The sequence below is a fragment of the candidate division WOR-3 bacterium genome, from assembly GCA_039801245.1.
In the GTDB taxonomy this organism is placed as follows: Bacteria; Hydrothermota; Tepidihabitantia; order Tepidihabitantales; family Tepidihabitantaceae; genus JAOABP01.
The window spans coordinates 1-19,484 of the sequence record JBDRUF010000011.1; the positions used below are offsets into that span (position 1 = coordinate 1).

Annotated in this window: 17 protein-coding genes and 1 tRNA gene; 10 read left to right on the forward strand and 8 right to left on the reverse strand. The window is 51.1% G+C overall.

Features of this window, described 5'->3' with window-relative positions:
* From ABIK47_02625 to ABIK47_02640, 4 genes are all read left to right on the forward strand, one after another.
* Positions 1–575 (forward strand): hypothetical protein (locus ABIK47_02625; protein MEO0019520.1); only part of this gene is annotated, 575 nt, incomplete at its 5' end.
* 216 nt (positions 576–791) lie between these two features.
* Complete coding sequence (nrdR, locus tag ABIK47_02630) at positions 792–1,283, forward strand: transcriptional regulator NrdR (GenBank protein ID MEO0019521.1); 492 nt, start codon at positions 792–794, stop codon at positions 1,281–1,283.
* On the forward strand, positions 1,249–3,750 hold the full coding sequence (gene nrdD, locus ABIK47_02635; protein MEO0019522.1) for an anaerobic ribonucleoside-triphosphate reductase: 2,502 nt from the start codon (positions 1,249–1,251) through the stop codon (positions 3,748–3,750). Before nrdR ends, nrdD begins: the two co-directional genes overlap by 35 nt.
* A 2-nt stretch (positions 3,751–3,752) precedes the next feature.
* Entirely contained in the window at positions 3,753–3,980 is a 228-nt protein-coding gene (locus ABIK47_02640) for a DUF167 domain-containing protein (protein MEO0019523.1), read from the forward strand.
* 4 nt (positions 3,981–3,984) lie between these two features.
* Here the strand turns inward: ABIK47_02640 and ABIK47_02645 are convergent, their stop codons facing one another.
* From ABIK47_02645 to ABIK47_02680, 8 genes are all read right to left on the reverse strand, one after another.
* A complete protein-coding gene (locus ABIK47_02645) occupies positions 3,985–5,469 on the reverse strand; it encodes an Rne/Rng family ribonuclease (GenBank protein ID MEO0019524.1) in 1,485 nt (494 codons plus the stop codon).
* A 17-nt stretch (positions 5,470–5,486) separates the two neighbouring features.
* The gene (locus tag ABIK47_02650; GenBank protein MEO0019525.1) at positions 5,487–7,919 is read right to left on the reverse strand and encodes a TIGR03960 family B12-binding radical SAM protein; all 2,433 of its coding nucleotides are present in this window, start codon (positions 7,917–7,919) and stop codon (positions 5,487–5,489) included.
* Positions 7,920–7,992: 73 nt separating this feature from the next.
* Positions 7,993–8,616 carry a hypothetical protein gene (locus ABIK47_02655; protein ID MEO0019526.1) on the reverse strand — a complete coding sequence of 208 codons (624 nt, stop codon included), beginning with the start codon at positions 8,614–8,616 and terminating at the stop codon, positions 7,993–7,995.
* A gap of 397 nt (positions 8,617–9,013) precedes the next feature.
* Entirely contained in the window at positions 9,014–11,461 is a 2,448-nt protein-coding gene (locus ABIK47_02660) for a YfhO family protein (GenBank protein MEO0019527.1), read from the reverse strand.
* A gap of 3 nt (positions 11,462–11,464) precedes the next feature.
* Positions 11,465–12,430, reverse strand: coding sequence for a lysylphosphatidylglycerol synthase domain-containing protein (locus tag ABIK47_02665; GenBank protein ID MEO0019528.1), 966 nt, complete (start codon positions 12,428–12,430; stop codon positions 11,465–11,467).
* A complete protein-coding gene (locus ABIK47_02670) occupies positions 12,427–13,617 on the reverse strand; it encodes a glycosyltransferase family 4 protein (GenBank protein MEO0019529.1) in 1,191 nt (396 codons plus the stop codon). Before ABIK47_02670 ends, ABIK47_02665 begins: the two co-directional genes overlap by 4 nt.
* Positions 13,618–13,647: 30 nt before the next feature.
* Positions 13,648–13,905, reverse strand: a complete 258-nt coding sequence (gene rpsT / locus ABIK47_02675) for a 30S ribosomal protein S20 (protein ID MEO0019530.1) — start codon at positions 13,903–13,905, stop codon at positions 13,648–13,650.
* A gap of 28 nt (positions 13,906–13,933) precedes the next feature.
* Positions 13,934–14,006 (reverse strand) — tRNA-Phe (locus ABIK47_02680).
* Between the two features lie 338 nt (positions 14,007–14,344).
* Between ABIK47_02680 and rsxC the strand changes: the two genes are divergently transcribed.
* From rsxC to ABIK47_02710, 6 genes are read left to right on the forward strand one after another with little or no spacing between them, the layout of a single operon-like run.
* Positions 14,345–15,646, forward strand: coding sequence for an electron transport complex subunit RsxC (gene rsxC / locus ABIK47_02685; protein ID MEO0019531.1), 1,302 nt, complete (start codon positions 14,345–14,347; stop codon positions 15,644–15,646).
* Between the two features lies 1 nt (position 15,647).
* Positions 15,648–16,700 (forward strand): RnfABCDGE type electron transport complex subunit D, encoded by a 1,053-nt coding sequence (locus ABIK47_02690; GenBank protein MEO0019532.1) that lies wholly within the window; start codon positions 15,648–15,650, stop codon positions 16,698–16,700.
* On the forward strand, positions 16,697–17,266 hold the full coding sequence (locus ABIK47_02695; protein ID MEO0019533.1) for an FMN-binding protein: 570 nt from the start codon (positions 16,697–16,699) through the stop codon (positions 17,264–17,266). The genes ABIK47_02690 and ABIK47_02695 overlap by 4 nt, the downstream gene beginning before the upstream one ends.
* Positions 17,256–17,867, forward strand: a complete 612-nt coding sequence (locus ABIK47_02700; protein MEO0019534.1) for an RnfABCDGE type electron transport complex subunit E — start codon at positions 17,256–17,258, stop codon at positions 17,865–17,867. The genes ABIK47_02695 and ABIK47_02700 overlap by 11 nt, the downstream gene beginning before the upstream one ends.
* Positions 17,868–17,870: 3 nt before the next feature.
* Entirely contained in the window at positions 17,871–18,452 is a 582-nt protein-coding gene (locus ABIK47_02705; GenBank protein MEO0019535.1) for an RnfABCDGE type electron transport complex subunit A, read from the forward strand.
* Between the two features lie 2 nt (positions 18,453–18,454).
* Positions 18,455–19,465 carry an RnfABCDGE type electron transport complex subunit B gene (locus ABIK47_02710; protein ID MEO0019536.1) on the forward strand — a complete coding sequence of 337 codons (1,011 nt, stop codon included), beginning with the start codon at positions 18,455–18,457 and terminating at the stop codon, positions 19,463–19,465.
* Positions 19,466–19,484 lie beyond the last annotated feature (19 nt).

Genomic DNA, 19,484 nt, shown 5'->3' on the forward strand with positions numbered 1-19,484 from the left:
GCCTGAGCGCTTTAGGCAGGACAGATAAGCCTCTTCTCCGCTGTGGTGCCCGTCCTGGCGATTTTGTCTATCTTACCGGTTATGCCGGGCTGGCTGAGACCGGCCGCATCCTCCTTGCTCAGAAAAGAAGGAGTTTATGCTCCATTTCAGGTGCAAAGGAGGCAATAGCACGCCACCTCTTTCCCCTGCCAAGGATTGAGGTGATGAGGCAACTGAAAGGGCAGATGGGCGCCTTGATTGACACCTCTGACGGCTTGGCAACCGATGCGAGGCATATTGCGGAGATGAGCAATGTGCGGATTATCATTCACCCGGAGAAAATTCCGATGCACAAAGCCACGGTTAAAATTTGTCAACTGCTTGACAAAAATCCGTTCAGGTTTTGCCTGACTGCAGGTGAGGATTACGAACTCCTGTTTACCACAAAGGAGAAAATGCCCAGTCGGATTGCAAATATCCCTGTGAGCGTGATTGGGAGGGTGGAGAGGGGCAGGGGGTTGTATTATGAGGAAAAGGGGGTAATAAGAGCGATAAAGGAGCATGGTTACGACCATCTTGACCAAAAAACAGGCTAAAATGTTGACAAGTTGTGGATAAATATGTGGAAAAACCCCAAATTTAACGATTTTTAACCCTGCACACCCCTTAACTCCACAGAAATAAATACCATTGCTGATTTTTACGGCACCTGTTCTGTAAGTTTAATTTTATCAAATAGTTAAAGAGTTGTATCTATTAAAAGATTTTGTTTGACATACTATATGTTGTGCTGTATTATTATTAAGCACCATATGAAGTGTCCATATTGTCTAAATGAAGAGGATAAGGTTCTTGACTCCCGTCCTGCCCAGGAAGGAAATGCGATTCGCAGGCGGAGGGAGTGTTTGAAGTGCGGGAAGCGTTTTACCACTTATGAGTACATCGAGCGCACGCCCCTGATGGTTGTGAAGCGGGATGGCAGGCATGAGCCCTACGACCGGCAGAAGGTGATTAATGGTATTCTCCTTGCCTGCAGGAAAAGACCGGTGGGAAGGGCAGAGATTGAGAAACTGGTGGATGCGGTTGAGAATAGATTGAGTGAGGACGGTCGGATTGAGGTCAGTTCCGCTGAGTTAGGCGAAATGGTGTTGGCGCAGCTAATAAATATTGACCCGGTAGCCTATGTGAGGTTTGCCTCGGTTTACCGGCAATTCAATAGTCCGGAGCAGTTTGTTGAGGAGTTAAAAAATTTAAAAAAGGGAGGCATTGGTGGCAGCACCGAGAAAAAGGACGAAAAAGAATAATCAACAGAATGATTTGGCAAAGCAGATGGTTAATGAGAGCGAAAGGTTGCAACGCCTGTTTCGCAAGGTACAGAAGCGTTCTGGCGACTTGGTGGATTTTGACATCAATAAGATAACCACTGCCATTTTCAATGCTGCCCGCGCGGTTGGTGGTGAGGATTATGCCCGTGCCCAGTGGCTGGCAGAAAAGGTGGTGGAATACCTTTATGCCCAGCGCGGACCCCATATTCCTACAGTTGATGAGATTGGGGATGCGGTGGAAAAGATTCTGATTGAAAATGGTCATGCCCAGACCGCCAAGGCTTTTATTCTCAAGCGGGAGGAGCGCGCCCGGGCAAGAAGGCTCCATGCCGCCCGGATCAAGCCCAACATCGGCGGCAAGAGGGATACAACCGAGTTTGCCCTGTTTGTCCGTTCATCCGATGACACCATCCGGCAGTGGGACCGGAGTCGCATCAGCCGCGCGCTTGTGCGTGAAGCCGGTCTTGACCCTGATGATGCCGAAGAGATTGCCAGGGAGGTGGAGGAAATCATCATTAACGCCAATGTCAAGCGGGTGACATCAAGTCTGGTGCGGGAGCTGGTTAATGCCAAACTAATTGAGCGGGGTCTGGAGGAGCATCGCCGGCGCCATGCCCGGCTGGGTGTGCCGATTGCCGATGTGGAGAATCTAATTCTGTATAAGAACCGTGAGAATGCCAATACCCCGCACAATCCTGAGGCAACCAATATGACCCTTGCGGAATGGACCTTGAAGCAGTTTGCCCTTTCCTCGGTTTTCGACTCAGATATTGCGGACGCGCATACCTGGGGCGATATCCATTTGCATGACCTTGGTTTTATCAATCGCCCCTATTGTTCGGGTCAATCCTTGGAGTATGTTAAAAAGTTTGGGCTGAATCTGCCCAATGCCCTGTCAATGGCAAAGCCGGCACGGCACCCGGAAACCCTGCTTGCCCATATGGTGAAATTCTCCGCCGCGTTGCAGGGGCATTTTGCCGGGGCGATTGGCTGGGATGCGGTCAACATATTTTTCGCACCCTTTCTCACCGGGATGAGTGACAGAGATATTCATCAGTTAGCCCAGATGTTGGTTTTTGAGTATTCCCAGCAGAATGTTGCCCGGGGTGGTCAGGCGATATTTTCTGATATCAACCTTTACTGGGAGATTCCCAATCACTTTGCTAATGTTGAGGCGATTGGACCCGGTGGTGAATACACCGGCAAGAAGTACGGTGAGTATTTGACCGAGGCGCAACGGTTCCTGTGGGCAATCTTTGATGTTTACCTGGAGGGTGATGGTTCTGGGCGCCCGTTCTTTTTCCCAAAACCTTTAGTCCATATGACCGAAAACTTTTTCAAGACCCCAGGGTCAAAGGAGTTTCTTGAACACATTGCTGATGTCGCCGCGGAAAAGGGTAATACCTATTTTGTTTTTGACCGGGGTAAGACCGCGAAGGTAAGCGAGTGTTGTCGCTTGAGTTTCCGGCTGGATGAACATGACCTTTGCGATGCCCAGACACCATGGAAGATGCGTTACTGCGCGTTGCAGAATGTCACTTTGAACCTGCCCCGGGTGGCTTACCTTGCCAATCACAACGACGATACCCTTTTCCGCCTCCTGCGGGAACGGATGGAGATGATTGCCCGTGCCCACCTGGAAAAGAAAACCTTTATTGAAAAACTGCTGGCGCTTAAAAATGAGGGTCCTTTGGCACTCTTGACGATGAACCCTGATGGGGAACCCTATCTGCGGCTACATCGGGTTACCTATCTGGTTGGAATCCTCGGGCTGAATGAACTGGTTCAGTACCATCTTGGTCAAGAGTTGCATGAGAGCGAGCAGGCGTTCCGGTTCGGACTGAAGGTGATTGCCTTTCTCAATCTCGAGTGCAAACGGCTGGCGAGAATGCATAACATCCGGCTGGTTTTAGAGCAAACACCGGCGGAGTCAACCGCTTATCGGCTGGCAAAACTTGATTTGGAGTTTTATCCGGAGCAGGCGCTCCAAGTGGTGAAGGGCGATATCAATTCCGGTTCGGTTTATTACACCAACTCCACCTATCTCAACATCTCCGCACCCATTGACCCGATTGAGCGGGTTTACTATGAAGGCAAATTCCACGATATGATCGAGGCGGGCGCTCTGACCCATGTCTGGCTTGCCGACTCAAGACCACCGAAGGAGTCGATCGCCAACTTTGTGCTCAAGACATTTCACCAGACGCGCAATGCCCAGATTGCCTTTTCACCCGAATTCACCACCTGCGCCCGATGCCACCGAACCAGCCGCGGGCTTAACAGCACCTGTCCTTGGTGCCATTCCGCTGATGTTGACCACATCACCCGAGTCACCGGTTATTTCTCCCGAGTCTCAGGCTGGAATGCGGGTAAAAGGCAGGAACTGAAAGACCGATATAAAACCGACTTGAAGGCCATTAAGGAATCTCTCCATCGCAACGGTTAAATTTGCAGATTCAAGTCCTGGTTAAGCCTCGGTCAAATGTAAATAAGGTCATTCCCAACCCCGATGGTTCTTTTACAGTTACGGTGGCTGCTCCTCCAGTTGAGGGAAAAGCCAACCAGGCGGTAGTCGCCGCTCTTGCCGAATTTTTTAAAGTACCCAAAACCTTTATCAGACTGGTTGCCGGTGAGCGTTCACGGCGTAAGATTTTTCAGATTACTGAGCGAGGTTAGCTAATCAAGTAGCCTCAGTTAGTAATTTAAACTCGGTAGGTGCGAGCTGATAATCGGTTTTCACATCAATTGCCAGTTCGTAGCGCCGGGCGAACTCTGCCAAGCGCTCGTACCACTCGGTGGTGAGAAATTCGGTCAGCGCGGGGGCGGCAAGGATTCTTATCCTTCTGCCCCGAAGTTTTGGGAGCTTTGTCAGAATCATCCTTTCGATACGCATCGCCACCTCGGAGCGGGAGCGCACCCGACCCGAACCCTGGCACACTGGGCAGGTTTCAAACAAAAGGTACATCATCCCTGGACGGGTTCTTTCCCGGGTCATCTCTAAGAGTCCGAACCGGCTCATCTTGGAAAAGTCTGATTTTGCCCGGTCGTTTGCCAGCTGTGCCTTTAACTCCTGAACAACCCGCTCGGTATTCTTTGGGTCCTCCATATCAATGAAATCGATGATTATCAGCCCAGCAAGGTCGCGCAGCCTTATCTGCCGGGCAATTTCTGCTGCCGCCTCAAGGTTTGTCTCAAGAATCAACTTCTCAGGATTTTCCTCCTGAGCAGAACGTCCGGTATTGACATCAATCGCCACCATCGCTTCGGTCTGGTCAATGGTAATAAAGCCCCCGCCTTTAAGCCAAATACGCTTGTGGAAGAGCCTTTCCAGTTCCGCCTCAACACCCACCTGTTCGAGCAAAGGCGTTTCGCCCTGATAAAGTTCTACCCGGCGCTTTAGCCGGGGTGCTACCCTTGAAATGTAATTGCCAATTTCCTTATAGGAGGGCTCGTAGTCTACCACAACCTTTTCAACACTTTCATTGAGCAGATCGCGCACTACCTTAATCGCAATGGAGGGTTCCTCATAAAGAACTGCCGGTGATGCTACCTGTTCCGCCTTTGCCCTCACCTCCTCCCAGATGCGTTCCAGTTCCTGATACTCAAGTCTCAGATCTTCGTATGAAGCCTCCTGGGCCACTGTGCGGATAATGACCCCGGCATGATGGCTTTTAAACTGCCGAACCGCCTCCCGGAGCCGGTTGCGCTCCTTGCGATCGCTGATACGCCGGGAGATGCCGATTCGCTGAACATTGGGGAAATAAACGAGATACCTGCCGGGAATGGAGACAAAAGATGTGAGGCGCGCCCCCTTTTCTGCAAATGGGTCTTTGACAACCTGAACTAAAATCTCCTCACCCTCGCGGAGGCTGATGGTCCGGGGCTGGGGTCTGCCGCCTTCAGATTCCTCACCCTCCTCCTCAAGGGTATCAAATTCGGGTATTTCGGTGAGCGGCAGAAACCCGTTCTTGCGCAGCCCGATATTGATAAATGCGCCCCGCAGCCCTTTGACAACATTTTCAACCCTACCTTTGTAAATCCGACCAACAAGATTTTGCTGCTCCGCCCGTTCCACATAAAACTCTACCAGCCGGTCGTTTTCAAAAACCGCCACCCTTGTTTCCCATTCGTTGGCACTAACAAAAATTTTTGTCTTGACTTTCATAAATCCTCCATCTGAATTCAATCTGCCACCGGCTCCCCAAATGGCGAGAGGAGTTTGCCATCCCTTATAACCAGGCAGTCCTTGCGCTTGATCCGCAGACACCTAATCTCCGGTGCTGGTATCTTCAAAATCTGCTCGAGGGTATCAAACAATTTTATCCCCGGGGCAATTGTCAAGTCAAGAAGATAGACATCCTCATCGTGCTGGCAAAAACCCCTCACGCCCGGAACACCAGGTGCGTTTTGCATTCTCTCGGCAAGAAAATTGGGCAAAGAGATTTCATACCTGCCGAGGTTGATTATTTCTCCGAGTGCCGGGCTGGTTTGTGGCACCAGTTGTGCGACAACAATCCGCAGCCCCTTGGGCAGAAAGGGTCCGAGGTCACGAAGGATATTCCCTGAATATTGGTAACTGGTGTAGATATCAACATACTCCCCATCCGAGATTAACCCCACTGGCAGGGGCGGACCAAAGGAAAGCATCGGCTTGGGTGCAAAACCCTTGGTATATACAATTGGTAAATCACTGCGGCGCAGTGCCCGGTAAAATGCCCGCACCCGGTCGAGATGGGCAGAAAACCGAAACTGCTCCTCAACCACATATTTCAATCGGAACCGGTTCTTGAGTTCGCCGTACGAAAGAACCGGTACCGGTCTGCGACCGTAAACCTTTTCCTGTGACTCCCTTTTTGTTGGTGGCTGGGGTAAGTTAGGCTTGGGACCCAAACAGGCACCGCAGTTGGTGCAGCCCGCCTGAAGGCAATCAGGGGTTTCTTCGCCGGCTTGCGCCCGCCTGTATTCTGAAAGGAGAAACTCCTTATTAACCCCAACATCAATAAAATCCCAGGGCAGTCTCTCATCAACTTTGCGTTCTTGGAGATATATTTCCGGGGATATCCCAGCAGCATCCAGCGCCTCCTGCCACAGGGAAAACTTGAAGAATTCGGTCCATTCCTGAAAAATGCCACCCGAATGGTAAACCCTTTCAATCACTTGACCTAAACGCTCATCACCGCGGGCAAGCAACGCCTGAACATAGGAGCATTCCGGGTTTTCCCATTTGGGCTTGATGTTGCGCCGGTTGACCAGCGCCTTGAGCATAGCCAGCTTTGCCTGGGTCTCTTTTAAATCGGCAAAGCCTGCCCATTGCAAAGGTGTATGGGGCTTGGGTATGAATGGTGTCAGGTTAAACCGAACCATTCTGCCCCGGCAGAGCCGGGCAATCTCATTGACAAAACGGGCAATCTCCCGGACATCATCCTCGGTCTCGCCAGGTAGACCAATCATAAAGTAGAGTTTTACCCCTGCCCAGCCCGCATCAAGGGCATTGCGCACCGACTCTAAAATCTTCTCCTCAGGGATGTTTTTGTTGATGAATCTCCTTAACCGGCTGGAGGCGGTTTCCGGCGCAAATGTCAGACCTGCCTTTTTCACCTCCTGCAGGTTCAGTGCCAGTTCAGGAGAAAAGTCCTCACCCCTGGTTGAGGGCAAGGAGATGGCAACCCGGCGCTCCTTCAGTTTCTCATTGAGCCGGCGCACCAGTTCCAAGAGATAGGGATAGTCGAGTGCGGAAAGGGAAAGGAGCGAGACCTCCTCCCAGCCGCTTGCCCTGATCCCCCTTTCTGCCAGCCTGACAATCTGGTCAACATCACGGAAACGGACCGGACGGTTTATTATCCCTGCCTGACAGAACCGGCAGCCCCGAACGCAACCACGCGCAATCTCCACTGTGAGCCGGTCATGGGTGATTTCGCAGATGGGCACAACCGGTGGCAAGGGAAAGTCCTCCTCGCGCAACTCAGAAACAACCCGGCGCAAAACCTGCCCATCTTTGCAATCGGTATAACCGGGCACAAAAACACCTTTGAGCCGGGCGAGTGCCCGCAGAAGCCCATCACGGCTCTTATGGTCCCATTCCTGATAAACCGCGCTGATTTCCCTGACAACCTCTTCGCCATCGCCGACGACAAACACATCAATGAAATCAATCAGGGGCAAGGGGTTGACGGTGCAGGGTCCGCCAGCAACAATCAAAGGATGAGCGGTGGTTCTCTCCTCCCGGTGCAAAGGGATTTTAGCCAAATCCAAAAGATAAAGGATGTTGGTGTAGGAAAGTTCGCTCTGCAGGGAAATGCCGAGGATGTCAAACTCATACACCGGTCGCTTTGACTCCAACGCATAGAGCGGCAAGCCCTTTGCCTTTAACAGGGCAGCAAAATCGGGCCAGGGCACATAAGAGCGCTCACAACCGGTATTGGGAAGGCGGTTAAGAATTGAATAGAGAATCCGCAATCCGTAATTGGACATCCCGATTTCATAGACATCGGGCAGCGCCAGAACCCAGTTTACCCGACCTGGTTCGGGTTCGGCATAGAAGGTGTTGTACTCGCCGCCGGTGTAGCGAATCGGTTTGGTGACGAGGGGTAGAACCTCGCTTATTCTCTCAAACATTTTGTAAACTATTATACTAACCGAACCCGAACCAAAGTCAAGAAACCGAGCCTGAAAGGAAATTTCCTGCCCTTTATCTCCCAATCAGAAACCGGGCACCCAGTTCCGCGGAATTAAAGCCGCAGGTCTCAAGACCGGAGTAGGAGGCGCCTCCGAAACCATCAAACACAATAACCCCATCCCACCACAAATCGTGGGAAAACAGCTGGGTTTCGGCAAAAATCTCAACCTTGGGGTTCAGGAGGAACTTCAGCCCCAGACCTGCCCGATAATGAACCTCGGAGTCGTGATGGTATGTCGGTGGCTCGGTTTCAGGCAGACCGCCATAACTCACCAGCCTCATTCCTGCCCAGAGATAGGGCTTGAGGCGCCAAGAGAGTGGCGGCTCTGCGAGGATGTCCAGCCCTAACATCGGGAAAATCTTGAACGCGGCACCACCGGTTGTGAAAAACGCCAGCTGCATCAGGTCAACCCTGCCCGAAAACCAGCCAATCGGTCCATAACAGGCTTCAACCGTTGGACCAACAAACGGCTCGCCATAACTGACCTGCGCCACCGGTTTACCGGTGGTGTCAGAGTAGGTCCCGGTTCCATAACCGCTGTGATAGGTTAATTTTGTGCCAACCCTCATCGTTGGACTCGCCAGTGCGATACCGGCAAACAAAAGAGATATTGTTAGGTGCCTGTTAGTGACCATTATGCCTCCCTTTGTCTTTGTTTTTCCTCTCAAAGGGCTAAAAGAGGCAAATCCCCTGCGCCTTTTAGCCCCAGCATGCTTAACCAATAAGCACCAAGAGTCCAACTACGATTGTTTTACCGGAAAGACCTCCTGAGGGTTTGGTTTTCGGCACAAATCATACAAAAACATCATAACAAAACAAAACCATCTGTCAAGAAAAATCTTAAATTCACAGGGGTTCACCATTTAAGGGGCGACAACGACAGACTGAACACCTCTTAGGGGGATGGTGGGGAGGACGAGGTCTAAACTCCTTTATTTTATTGCTAACATATTGAAATTAAAAGTAATATAACGAATTTCCATTATAACCCTTTGTATACTTATAAGTATACTTGATGGTAAGCTCCTCCGATTAATTCTGTAAATTCTGGTCTGATACGCGCCGCCTCAATAGAAAAATTATGAGAAAGACAAGTAAGATTAAGGTGGCTAACAGGGAAAGGAAAAGCCCAATTTGGTATGACCTTGAACGGTAGGCAAACTCAACGGTATGCTCGCCCGGCTCAAGCGCAACCGCCCTGAGGGTGTGAAAAGCCTGGAGGAGTTTTGCCGGTTTACCATCGACTGTTACCTGCCAGTCAGGGTGAAAGTTCTCACTCAACACCAAAATCCCGGGTGTGCTGACATTTGCCTTAACTCTGATGCGATTGGCATCGTAATAAAGGATGGTGCATTGGGTTGCCGGGCTTGGATTTGAGTCCACTACCGGCTTATAACCAGGCGCTTCGTAAACCAGCGCAGTTTTACCCGGGTCAAATTCTTTTTGCATCAAAAGGGAGATGACCTCATCCTTGTCTTTGACAACCTGATAATCAGGGGTGATGAAGGCTCGGGGCAAAAGGTCTTTGTTTTCAAAGATGGTGTAGCGGCCGCCGGTGAAAACCCTCTCAAACTGAGGCTGGCTGAAATAGGACTTCAACTGGCTGATGACCTGCTGGCTCTGCGGGTCAAACATTGACACATCCTCGGGCAGGTTGTAGGTGATGATGTATTTGATGTTCAAGAGGTTCATAAAGTTGGGGTTGAGGAGGTTGTTTGCCTGAAACATCACGCTTTTGCCTGCGCCGATAAAGTCCTGATAACTCTGCAGCGGATTGGGAATCTGACCGGCAACCGAATAGATGTTATGAAGCCAGAGTTCGCCCTCGTCGGAGCGGTCGTAATGGAGCGGCAGGACCCGGTAAAAGGAGCTGTCCTGTTTGAGAAAGCGCACCACCTCATCCGGGCTAAAGTATTCCTTCGGATGGGGTATTGAGCGGATATAGCCGCGCTGGTTGTCCCAGAGCCTTAAGGAGATGCCGATGTCAATGGTCATTATCACTGCGCAGATGCCGGCAAAAACCGGCTTGGCGATGCGGTTGCGGTTAAAAAGGAAGACAAGACCGGTGCCAATCGCCCAGAGAAAAAGGGCAAAGAGCAGACCGCCAGTAAGTGCGGGGTAGTTGGCTTGAAACTGGTTAAGCCGCGGACCGGGACTAAATATATTAGCAGCGGCGTCACGGGCGGCAAGGAAGAAAAGGAGAACAATCAATAGCACCCCCCCGGCATAAAGGAGGAAACGATGCCCTTTCCCTTTCCTCTCCTCGGTGAGAAGGTGATTGACCCCAAAACCGGCAAGGACCGATATGGAAAAGCCGGCAAGGAAGAATATCATCCCTGGACCCCTAAACATCTTTATCCCGGGCAGGAGGTGATAAGGGAGGCGATAAAAAGGGGTGTTGCCGCCCCATGCCATTAACAGGGTGACAACAAAGGCAAATAGGAAAAACTTAACATTTGGCTTTTTCCAGGAGCGGATGATGGCGACAACGGCAAACAGGAGGGGCAAAATCCCCAAATATTCGCTATGGAGTTTGAACGGGTTTTTGCTCCAGTAGTTTTCCAGACCGCCAGAGAATTTTGGGGTTAACAGGTCAAAGACCTCGGCAACGGGCATTGACCAGGAGGTGGCATATTCATACCCTCTTTCCGCACCCCGCGCGCTGTAAGGCAAATTGGCATAAACCGGCAGATACTGAATTGCGGCCAGGCAACCGGCAAAAAACATACCAAGGGCAAAATAGCAGATGAGCTTGGGTGCCAGATTGGGTTTTTTCTCCTGACGGACGGTGCGGATGAGACAAAAGATAAACCAGGCAACAAGGATGAGTCCGGTGTAATACACCTTCTGGATATGACCGGAGAGCAGTTGCAGGGCGATGACAAGACCGGTGAGAAGGAACCAGAAGAACTGGCGCCGGTTGATGCCCCGGGTCAAAAAGAAAATCGCCAGGGGCATAAGTGCGGAGCCAATCAGTCTGCCATCATGACCGGCATAGGCAAGGGTCAAGAGGCTCCCGGAGAACATATAGGCAACACCGGCAAGGAAGGCGGCAACGGTTTGTAGTTTCAGCTCTTTGAGAAAGAGATAGGCGCCCAGTCCGGCAAGAAAGGTGTGGAGAAAGAATGTCCAGGCCCAGACAGTATGGACTGGGAGAATAAGGCGCAAGAGGATTGTCGGATAGAAAAGGTCGCCAAAAAAGGCGGCAACAGTGGGCTGACCCGAGAGTATCTGCGGCTGCCAGAAGGCGATGTTGAAATGACTGCGGATGTATTCTGCCATAAAATGGCGCTGGGCATAGCCACCGGCGCCGATGAAGTCGGTGCCAAACATCATCACCGAGCCAAAGAGGAATCGGGCATAAAAGAAAAGCGGCAAGAGAAAAAGTGCGCCGACCGCGTAAAGGTGAAGTTTTTCTTCAGGTATTGACCAGGCAGGTTTTTGTGCCGGTGCTGGCCGGGCGCGGTGTTTTTTTGCCATTTTTCACCTCCTGAAAGTTTTTTCGGACTCTTTCAAACCCTTGCGTAATAAGGGCAGGCAGATTAAAGCCATCGCCACTTCTGCGGTACTCATCCAGACTCTTGTTATCAACGCTGATATGATAGCAATCGTCTGGGGCATTACCAGTTTGAGAATGAAGGTGTAAATCCCCTCACGCACACCCAGACCCGCCGGTGCGATAAGGATGATAAAGCCAAGAATCCAGGAGATGGAATAACCACCTAAAAGAATTGGCAGGTGGGAAAGGGAAAGGGGATAAAATGAGTTGATTAAGACAAAGCAGCCGATACCCTGAACAAACCAGTCAAGGACATAAACCCCAAGGATGGCGAGGAGCCGGGGATAGGAGAGTTCTAATGAAAAAAGGGGCTGTTTGAACCATCTGAGCAGGGGCTTTAATATCCGGTTGAGGATGGGCGGATAGGTCACGATAAGGGTGATGGGTGCCAAAAGAAACGAATAATAGACCCCTTTGGGAACAACCGCGCGGGGTAAAAGGAGAACCGCAATCGCAAACAGAAAGATGGCGGCAAGGAGGAGAAAGCCGGTTTCAATTACGACGCTGGTTAAGGTTTTGGCTTCAGGAATCCCATCCCTTTTTGCAAACGACATCCTTCCCAATGTGAACCAGACCTTGCCCGGTGCATACTTGCCCAACTGGGTGACGGTGATGATGGCGGTGCAGCGCAGCGCCGGCAAATTTTCACCAAGACCGGCAAGTATCAGTTTCCAGGCGTAACCACCGAGGGGGAAATGAAGACAAAGCAGGATAAGATAGGAAAGAATCAAAAGAACCGGGTTAAAGCGAAGTTCGGAGAACGGAATCTGTTGCCAGTCGCGCAAAAGCCGGCTGATAAGGAAGTAAAAGGAAATAATGACAATGGCAATGCCGAGGGTGTAGCGGAGCCAGCGCAGTTTCTTCCGGGGGTTGCCGGCAGCGGGATTCATTGAAATAAATCTTGGTAGAGATTCATCAGACGGTCAATAATCGCCTGCCAGGAGTAGTTTTTCTGAATGTGTTCATAACCTGCCTGGGCAAGACGATGGGCAAGTTCGCTATCTGTTAGTAACCGCTCAATTGCCTTTGCCAGCGCCTCGCTGTCCGCGGGTGGAACCGCCAGTCCGGTCTTTTCAGAAATGACCAAATCGGTGACGCCACCAACCGCCGAGGCAACAACCGGCTTTTTATAGCTCATCGCCTCAATAATCACCACACCCAAACCTTCGGTGTCGCCCTTGGAGTCAATAATCGCGGGCAGGACAAAGATATCACAGTTTTTATAATGCCTCTGCAAACTTTCTGCGGAAACCTGACCGTGAAAGAGGACGACACCTTCAAGCTTCAGCCCTTGGACAAGTTTTTTGAGCGCGGGTAGTTCTGGTCCATTCCCAACGATGTTGACCCTGATTTTGTAATGTCGGGAAAGGAACTTAGCGGCCTCAATCAGATACCGGACACCCTTCCGTTCAACCAGCCTGCCAACAAACAGAACCCTTTTCTCCTCCCTTGCCTCCTCCTGCTCCTCCATCTCTACCTGTTCCTCGGGTAGGGCAGCGCCAAACGGAATGATGTCAACAGGACGGTTGAAGAGCTCCTGAATCGCCCTCACCGTATGGTTTGAATTGGCGGTAACGCGCTGCGCCTTGGCGATTGCCCAGCGCAAAAACGGACGCAGGATTTTGAACCTGTGTCTCACCGCCATCAGTTCTGCACCATGAAAACTTATGACCGTCGGTGCCGAGCAGGTGCGGGCGGCAACATAACCGAACAGGAAGTGAGGCAAAGGCCAGTGGATGTGGATGATGTCATATCTTTCTTTACGGCATAGGCGCCAGACCGCAAAGGTGCCGCAGATAAGATAGAAGATGGCGAGGATTTTGTTCAAAAACCCCTTTTGCACCCGGTCAATCGCGGTCTCGTCATGGGTCAGTTTTTCCCAGCGGGAGAAAAAATAGCGAAACCGTTTGACCGGCGTGCCGAATATTACCTGGTCACCCAACCCGGCATAGGCAGAGGTAAACATTGTGATGTGAACACCCCGTGCCTGAAGCCGCCGGATGGTTTCAACCAGCCACGGGGTGATAACATCATTTTCCGAGCGGGGATAGGCGGTGGCAATATAAAGGACTTTCATTCACCCTGCCGCCCCATTAAGCCTTACGGGTTATTTCAGGTAGGAGATTGCCCGCATCAGGCGCGACTTCAGGCGGCTGGCAGCGTTGGGGTGAATGAGCCGGGTTTTTGCGGAGCGGTCAATGACCGACTGGGCAGCAACAAATGCCTTCAGCGCCTCCTCCCTGGTCTGGGCGGTGCGCACCGCCTTCACCGCCCTTTTCAAAGCGAGCCGGCGGATGCGATTGCGCAGGCGGCGGCGTGCATCCTTGCGTGCCTGCTTGATTCCAGAAGCGGTTCTCTTTGCCAAATTGCCTCCGTCAATTTTAAATCAACAATGCCGGGACACAGAATCGAACTGTGGACACCGGGATTTTCAGTCCCGTGCTCTACCAACTGAGCTATCCCGGCACTTCTTATATTTTAATGAGAAACCACCAACTGTCAACAATAAATTCACACCGTTAAAGAAAGTGAAATGTTAATTGAGGTGGCTCCTAAAAGCCAAAGTTTACATAAAAATACACTAAATTTTTATAGAGAAATTGAGTTATGTTTTCGGATTATAATAACTTAGCCGAAGAACAAATTTTACAAGGGACAATCCCCCGGCGGATTTTGGGCGTAATCTCACCTGGTAGCTATCCTCCGCCCTTAATGGAGAAGATACTCTTTCTTATGCGCCCGGCTTATAAATATAATTTCCTTGACAATGGATTTAAGGGGGGTAAAATTCTCGCTTCTAATAAATGGTAAAGTTTCGCGGTGGAATCCACCCCCGGGAGGAGAAGGAGGCAACCGCATACAAGCCGATTGAGGTTGCCCCATTACCTTCGCGGGCTTATATTCCCCTTTCCCAACACCTCGGCGCACCTTCAAAGCCGGTGGTGAAGAAGGGTGATAAGGTATTTACCGGCACGACGATTGGCGAGCCACAAGGAACGGTTTCAGTGCCCACCCATTCCTCAATATCCGGCACCGTTTTTGATGTCACGGAAATGCCCCACCCTTTAACCGGAAGGCCGACAACAACGGTAATCATTGACTCGGACGGTAACGACACCCTTGATGTGTCCATCAAAAGGCAGGAGATAACCCAATTAAACCCGGAAAGAATAATCTCCGCGGTAAAACAGGCGGGGATAGTTGGTCTGGGTGGTGCGGCATTTCCAACATTCTTCAAAATGTCACCGCCCAAGGACAAGCCCATTGACACACTCATCATCAACGGCTGTGAGTGCGAGCCCTGTCTTACCGCTGACCACCGGTTGATGCTCGAAAAACCCAATGAGATTGTTGAGGGTGCAGGGTTTATCGCGCAGGCGCTCGGGGTAAAAAATGTTTATATTGCCATCGAGGACAACAAGCCTGATGCGATTTTGGTGATGAGGGAGGCGGCAGAAAGGGCTGGTTTCAATGTTGTCCGGCTGAAAACAAAGTATCCCCAGGGTGCGGAAAAGCAGCTTATCAAAGCCTGCCTGAATCGGGAGGTTCCTTCTGGTGGACTGCCTTTTGAGGTTGGCTGCATTGTTCAGAATGTTGGCACCGCCTATGCGGTTCGGGAGGCAGTTCTCTTCAACCGTCCGCTTTTTGAGCGGGTTGTCACTGTTACCGGTGCGGGAGTAAAGGAGCCCAAAAACCTCCTGGTGAGAATCGGGACACCTATCAGGAATCTGATTGATTTCTGCGGTGGCTACAATGGGGAGCCGAAAAAGATAATTATGGGTGGTCCGATGATGGGAATAGCGCTCGGTTCTGACCAGGTGCCGGTATTGAAAGGGACATCCGGGGTTTTAATCTTTAACCAGGTTAAAGAGGAAAAGGAGCAGGATTGCATCCGTTGCGGCAGGTGCATTGAAGCCTGTCCGATGGGGCTTTCGCCAACCCGCTTGAATTACCATATCAAGGCAAAAAGGTTCGCCGCAGCAAAGTCAGACCATCTCCTTGACTGTATTGAGTGCGGCTGCTGCGCCTATGTCTGCCCGGCAAAAATCAGGCTGGTTCATAACTTCAAGTTCGGTAAGGCAGAGATTGCCCGGCTAAAGGTGTAATATGAGTGAACAAAAATCAACCCTGCTCGTAACCGCATCACCCCATATTTTCTCACCAGTGAATGTTAGCAAACTGATGTGGGCGGTGGTATTTGCCCTCCTGCCAGCATTTGCCGGCTCAATCTACTTCTTCGGTCTCAGGGCGCTCCTGATTGTTCTCATCAGCACATTCTCGGCGGTTCTTTTTGATGCGGTTGCTCAACTTTTGTTTGGACGCAGAGTGACAATCGGTGATGGCAGTGCGGTCATCACCGGAATCCTTTTGGGCTTTAACCTGCCACCCAATGTGCCCTGGTGGTTGCCGGTTGCGGGTAGCGGTTTTGCGATGGTTGTTGCCAAGCAGTTCTTTGGCGGTTTGGGTCATAATTTTATCAACCCCGCACTTGCCGGCAGGGCGTTTCTTGTTGCCTCCTGGCCAACGCAGATGACAACATCCTATCTTGCCCCGCGTGGTGGTCTTATCCCTGCGCTTTCGCAGGATGCGCTTAAAGTCTGCACCGATGCGGTTACGAGCGCAACTCCACTCAATGTGTTAAAGCAGGGAAGTAAATTGGTTTTACCCGGCTGCGACCCCAGGCTTCTTTATGAACAGCTCCAGTCCTGGTCAACACTGAAGAGGCTTTTCTTTGGCAATACCGGCGGCTGCATTGGTGAGACTTCAGCCCTTTTACTTTTAATCGGTGGCATCCTCCTTATCGCCATGAAGGTAATTGACTGGCGCATACCCCTGTCCTATCTCTTAACCGTTGCCGGTCTGGTTCTGATTTTACCTGGGAATAAAGCCAATCTTTTGAACTACACCTTGTTTCACCTTTTGTCTGGCGGTCTGATGCTCGGTGCATTTTATATGGCAACCGACTATGTCACCTCACCTTTAACCCATAAAGGCAGGGTCATCTTTGGTATCGGCTGCGGGATTCTGACGGTTGTTATCAGGCTCTGGGGTGGTTATCCTGAAGGGGTATGCTACTCAATCCTGTTGATGAATGTTGCCACACCCTTGATTGACCGGCTTACCCTGCCCAGGGTTTTTGGCACAAGGATGCGGAGATGAAGGAAAATAGGGTCTGGATGGTTCTTTCCCTTTTCATCGTGTGTGTTATATCCGCCTTTGCCCTTGCCCAGATTTACAACCTTACCTTGCCCAAGATTGAGTATCAGCGCAATGTTCTGGCAATCAAACTGGCTTTTACCGCGGTAATGCCTGATGCTGACCGGTTTGAACCGGTTACACCTGACTCCAGTGTCTGGTTTGCCTATCAAGGTGAAAACCGCATCGGCTCAATCCTGCGGGTTGCGAGTCAGGGCTATGGCGGACCGGTGCCGGTTACCGCTGGCATTGATATTGAAGGCAGGGTAGTTGCAATTAAGGTGGCGAGCGCTTCTGAAGGCTTGAAGGAAACCCCTGGTCTTGGTCTCAAGGCAACTGAGCCACAATTTCGCGACCAGTTTAAGGGTAAGACCGCATCAGAGATAAGATTGACCAAGGATGGTGGCAAAATTGAGGCGATAACCGGTGCCACCATCACCTCGCGCGCGGTTTGCGATGGTCTGCGCGCAGCAATGGAAAAATATGCACAGATGCTAAAACCATCTTTAGGGGTTGAAGATGAACAGTAAACCGTCACGCATCAGTTATCTCACCTCAGGGATAATCAAGGAAAACCCGACCCTGATTCTGATGATTGGACTATGCCCGACACTTGCCACCACGGTTACCGCCCGTGACGGTCTGGGTATGGCGCTTGCCGCATCGTTTGTCCTAATCTGCTCAAACATCGTCATCTCCCTGATCCGCAAAATTGTTCCTGATTCGGTCCGCATCCCCATCTTCATCATCATCATCTCCACCTTTGTCACAATAATTGACTATGTGATGCAGGCGTATCAGCCTGACCTTTACCGGGTTCTGGGCGTGTTTGTTCCTTTGATTGTTGTCAACTGCATCATCCTTGGCAGAGCCGAGGCGTTTGCCTATCACCATGGCATCATTGACTCATTCCTTGATGGCTTGGGCAAGTCAATCGGCTTTGCCCTGGTTCTGTTCATTATGGGCGCATTGCGCGAACTTTTTGGCAATGGCACATTTTTCGGCAAGCCGGTAATGCCTTCCGCCTATCGCTCCGCACCGATGCTCTTTGCCATCTTTCCACCGGGTGCGTTCTTTCTCATTGGTCTTCTCAAAGCCTTGGTCAACAAACTTGGCTGGGGGAAAAGTTAGGATATGAACAGCGCCAAAATCTTCCTTGCCGCCTTTTTGGTCAATAACATCATCCTGATGCGCTTTATCGGTCTGTGTCCGTTCTTCGGTGTTTCCACCTCGGTTTCAACATCAATCGGTATGAGCGCAGCGGTCCTATTTGTGATGCTTTTAGCATCCTGGGTCTCCTGGATTTTATACCATACCCTGCTTTTACCCCTTGGACTGGTATTTCTGCGCACCGCGGTCTTTATCCTCGTGATTGCCGCCTTGGTCCAGTTTGTGGAGATGTTTCTCAAAAGGTATATCCGCAACCTCTACTCGGCAATGGGCATCTATCTGCCACTTATCACCACCAACTGCGCCATCCTGGCGGTGACATTCTTTAACATCAACTACAAGTTCAACCTCCTCCAGGCAACCATCTTTGCCCTGGGCACCGCCTTTGGCTTTGCCCTTGCCATCATCCTTTTTGCCGCAATTCGGGAGCGGCTTGAGGATGCGCCCATCAGCCCGGCATTCAAGGGTTATCCGATTGCCTTTATCGGTGCGGCGCTGGTCTCGCTCGCATTTATGGGCTTTACCGCACTTTTCGGCATCTCATAAATATGGACTGGCAGTTAATTATCAAAGCGCTCATCACCCTGGGCGGGCTTGGTCTTATCCTTGGTCTGATTCTCCTCATCGCATCAATAAAACTGACCGTTAAGGTTGATGAGAGGGAGGCGCGGATTCGCTCGGTCCTTCCTGGTGCCAACTGCGGTGCCTGCGGCTACCCTGGTTGTGATGGCTATGCCGCTGCCGTTGTTAGTGGCAAGGCGCCTTTAAACGCCTGCTCTGTTGGCGGACCTCAGGTTGCCAAAATGATTGGCGAAATAATGGGTCAGGATGTAACTGGTGTTGAACCCAAGGTGGCGGTCCTAATCTGCCGCGGTGGTAAAAATGAGGCGCCCAACCGGTTTGAGTACAAGGGGGCGGAAGACTGCCGCCAGGCTGCGCTTTTGCTTGGCGGACCAAAAGCCTGTATCTACGGCTGTGTTGGTCTTGGGCACTGCGTTACCGTCTGTCCGGTTAAAGCGATTAGGATGGGTGAAAACCGCCTGCCTGAGATTGATGAGAAAAGATGCATCGGCTGCGGCAAATGTGTCTCTGAGTGTCCAAAAGGAACCCTTACCCTGATTCCCCGCTCAAAACTGGTCTATCTTGCCTGTGTCTCGCACGACCGGGGCAAGGCGGTAAAGGATGTGTGCGCGGTTGGCTGCATCGGTTGCGGGCTCTGCGTCAAGGTATGCCCTGCTGGTGCATTAAAGATGGAGCGCAACCTGCCGGTAATGGACTTTTCCAAATGCATTGACTGCGGCATCTGCGTGCACAAATGCCCGACAAAATCCTTTATTGACCGCGCACCAGGCAGACCAAAGGCTTCAATCAACCCCCGCTGCAATGGCTGCGGTGAGTGTGTTAAGGTTTGTCAGTTCAAGGCGATTGAGGGCGAAAAGGACAAACAGCATCGGGTCATTTCAGAAAAGTGCATCGGTTGCGGTCAGTGTGTGCTTGTCTGCCCAATAAAGGCGATTGACCTTGTGGGCGCATTAGGACACACCGTCAAAACGGTCTGATAACAAACACCCCTGAATT

Excerpts from the sequence above, each read along its gene's own strand:
- ABIK47_02710 (MEO0019536.1), top strand. The coding sequence starts at position 18,455 with ATGGACTGGCAGTTAATTATCAAAGCGCTCATCACCCTGGGCGGGCTT.
- ABIK47_02650 (MEO0019525.1), bottom strand. The coding sequence starts at position 7,919 with ATGTTTGAGAGAATAAGCGAGGTTCTACCCCTCGTCACCAAACCGATT.
- ABIK47_02655 (MEO0019526.1), bottom strand. The coding sequence starts at position 8,616 with ATGGTCACTAACAGGCACCTAACAATATCTCTTTTGTTTGCCGGTATC.
- ABIK47_02645 (MEO0019524.1), bottom strand. The coding sequence starts at position 5,469 with ATGAAAGTCAAGACAAAAATTTTTGTTAGTGCCAACGAATGGGAAACA.
- ABIK47_02665 (MEO0019528.1), bottom strand. The coding sequence starts at position 12,430 with ATGAATCCCGCTGCCGGCAACCCCCGGAAGAAACTGCGCTGGCTCCGC.
- ABIK47_02700 (MEO0019534.1), top strand. The coding sequence starts at position 17,256 with ATGAACAGTAAACCGTCACGCATCAGTTATCTCACCTCAGGGATAATC.
- ABIK47_02695 (MEO0019533.1), top strand. The coding sequence starts at position 16,697 with ATGAAGGAAAATAGGGTCTGGATGGTTCTTTCCCTTTTCATCGTGTGT.
- ABIK47_02690 (MEO0019532.1), top strand. The coding sequence starts at position 15,648 with ATGAGTGAACAAAAATCAACCCTGCTCGTAACCGCATCACCCCATATT.
- rsxC (MEO0019531.1), top strand. The coding sequence starts at position 14,345 with ATGGTAAAGTTTCGCGGTGGAATCCACCCCCGGGAGGAGAAGGAGGCA.
- ABIK47_02660 (MEO0019527.1), bottom strand. The coding sequence starts at position 11,461 with ATGGCAAAAAAACACCGCGCCCGGCCAGCACCGGCACAAAAACCTGCC.
- ABIK47_02670 (MEO0019529.1), bottom strand. The coding sequence starts at position 13,617 with ATGAAAGTCCTTTATATTGCCACCGCCTATCCCCGCTCGGAAAATGAT.
- nrdR (MEO0019521.1), top strand. The coding sequence starts at position 792 with ATGAAGTGTCCATATTGTCTAAATGAAGAGGATAAGGTTCTTGACTCC.
- ABIK47_02705 (MEO0019535.1), top strand. The coding sequence starts at position 17,871 with ATGAACAGCGCCAAAATCTTCCTTGCCGCCTTTTTGGTCAATAACATC.